The organism is Phenylobacterium sp. (genome assembly GCF_024508875.1).
GTDB lineage: Bacteria > Pseudomonadota > Alphaproteobacteria > Caulobacterales > Caulobacteraceae > Phenylobacterium.
Window position 1 is genome coordinate 1 of the sequence record NZ_JANINU010000272.1, and the last position, 2,557, is coordinate 2,557.

The window sequence follows — 2,557 nt, forward strand, 5'->3', positions numbered from 1 at the left end:
CGGCGAAGACCCCGACGACGACACGAGCTGACGCCGCCTCACCAAATCGCTCGTCATCCCCGGGCTTGATCCGGGAATCCATTCCCGGGCGCCCGCCGCCCTGGCGCCAAACCTCCAACCGTCACCACGCCCCGCAAAGGCCCGAACCCGCCGCGAAGCCGCGCGCCGGGCCGCGAACGCGTGTCCGCTACCGGCTGTCGGGGATGAACTCGTGGTCGCGCGAAAAGCGGCCCACCGGCCGGCCCCACTCCCAGAGCTCGGCCGCCTGGCCGCGCGCGAGCTGCGGCCGCGCGGTGGCGATCGCCGCGTCGTCGTCCGCCGCCGAGAAGCTCTCGCCCACGCGCAGACGCCCGCCGTTTCCGACGTGATAAATCCTGTAGGTCGGCACCGCCCCAAGCCCCCAGCCGCCAACGCGGCGAATCTACATTTGGATAACACGGTTCTGTCCATCGTCCAGCCGACGCTCGGGCCGAAACTTGCTCCTCTGCGCCTTGGCGCCGCCCAACTCGCGCGCCTAGATGGGCGTCATGCGCACCGAAACGCCCCAGCCGATCCGGCTCACCGACTATCGCCCGCCCGCCTTCCTCGTGGACGAGGTCTGGCTGACCTTCGACCTGCAGCCCAACACCACCCGGGTGAAGGCGAAGCTGGCGGTGCGCCGCAACGGCGACCACAAGGACCCGCTGGTCTTCAACGGCGAGCGGCTGAAGCCGATCGCGGTGGCCATCGACGGCCGGGTCCTGGGCGAGGGCGAGCGGACCATCGATGCCGAGTTCCTCACGATCCCCGGCTGCCCCGACGCGTTCGTCCTGGAGACCGAGGTCGAGATCGACCCCGAGAACAACAAGGCCCTCGAAGGCCTCTACATGTCCGGCGGCCGCTTCTGCACCCAGTGCGAGGCCGAGGGCTTCCGCAAGATCACCTTCTGGCCCGACCGGCCCGACGTGCTGTCGCGGTACACGGTGCGGATCGAGGCCGACCGCAAATTCCGCCACCTGTTGGCCAACGGCAACCTGATCGACAAGGGCGACCTGCCTGGGGGTCGCCACTTCGCCGTCTGGAACGACCCCTTCCCGAAGCCCTGCTACCTCTTCGCCCTGGTCGGCGGCGAGCTGGACGTGCTGGAGGACAAGCTCGTCACCATGAGCGGCCGGACGGTGGACCTGCGGATCTACGTCGACACCGGCATGGCGCCCCGCGCCGCCTATGCAATGGACGCCCTGAAACGCTCCATGAAATGGGACGAGGAGGCCTACGGCCGCGAGTACGACCTCGATCTGTTCATGATCGTGGCGGTCCGCGACTTCAACTTCGGGGCCATGGAGAACAAGGGCCTCAACGTCTTCAACTCGTCCCTGCTGCTGGCCGACCCCGACACCGCCACCGACGTCGACTACGAGCGGATCGAGGCCGTCGTGGCGCACGAGTACTTCCACAACTGGACCGGCAACCGCATCACCTGCCGCGACTGGTTCCAGCTCTGCCTGAAGGAGGGCCTCACCGTCTTCCGCGAGCAGGGCTTCTGCGCCGACATGCGCGGCCACGCGGTCGCCCGCATCAAGGCGGTGAAGACCCTGCGCAGCCGCCAGTTCTCCGAGGACCAGGGACCCCTGGCCCACCCGGTGCGGCCGTCCGCCTACATGAAGATCGAGAACTTCTACACGGCCACGATCTACGAGAAGGGCTCCGAGGTCATCGGCATGCTCAAGACCCTGATCGGGGCCGAAGCGTTCCGGAAGGGCATGGATCTCTACTTCGACCGCTGGGACGGCCATGCCACCACGGTCGAGGCGTTCATCGAATGCTTCGCCGAGGCGTCCGGGCGCGACCTGTCGGACTTCTTCGCCTGGTACGAGCAGGCCGGCACCCCGCGCATCACGGTGGCGGGCCGCTACGACGAAGCGGCGAAGTCTCTGGAACTGACCCTCACCCAGAACAATCCGCCCACCAGCGGCCAGCCGACCAAGCGTCCCGTGCCGATCCCGGTGACCGTGGGCCTCCTCGACCACGAGGGCCGCACGCTGGCCTTCGAGCGCGATGGCCGCGCCACCGACGAGACCGTCGTCATGCTCGACAAGCCCGAGCTGAGGGTCACCCTGACCGGCGTCGACAGCATGCCGGTGGTCTCGGCGCTGCGCGGCTTCTCCGCCCCGGTCGTGATGAAGACCGACGCCGAGCCCAAGGAACGCTACGTCCAGCTCGCCTCGGACCCCGACCTCTTCAACCGCTGGGAAGCCGGCCAGGACCTCGCCGCCGACCTGATCCTCGCCCGCGCCGACGGCAAGCCCAACGAGGTCGGCGAGGAGCGCTACGCCGAGGCGGTCGGCCGCGCTCTGGTGGACCAGGCCTCCGACCCGGCCTTCAAGGCGCTGCTGCTGTCGCTGCCGTCCGAGGGCGACCTGGCGCTGCTGCGCGCCCCGGTCGACCCGGCGGCGATCCACGAGGCCCGCGAGGCGCTGCGCCTGCGGCTGGCCCTGCATCTGGGCGCCGAGCTGCGCCACATCCACACCGGCCTGCAGGACCTGGGCGAGTTCTCGCCCGACGCCGCCGGCGCCGG

2 protein-coding genes are annotated in these 2,557 nt (G+C 69.5%); one reads left to right on the forward strand and one right to left on the reverse strand.

Going from position 1 to position 2,557, the window contains the following annotated elements; genetic code table 11:
• Positions 1–187: 187 nt before the first annotated feature.
• Positions 188–388, reverse strand: a complete 201-nt coding sequence (locus Q0L11_RS18660) for a hypothetical protein (RefSeq protein ID WP_296599234.1) — start codon at positions 386–388, stop codon at positions 188–190.
• A gap of 139 nt (positions 389–527) precedes the next feature.
• Between Q0L11_RS18660 and pepN the strand changes: the two genes are divergently transcribed.
• On the forward strand, positions 528–2,557 hold a 2,030-nt coding region (pepN, locus tag Q0L11_RS18665; protein WP_296599235.1), incomplete at its 3' end, for an aminopeptidase N.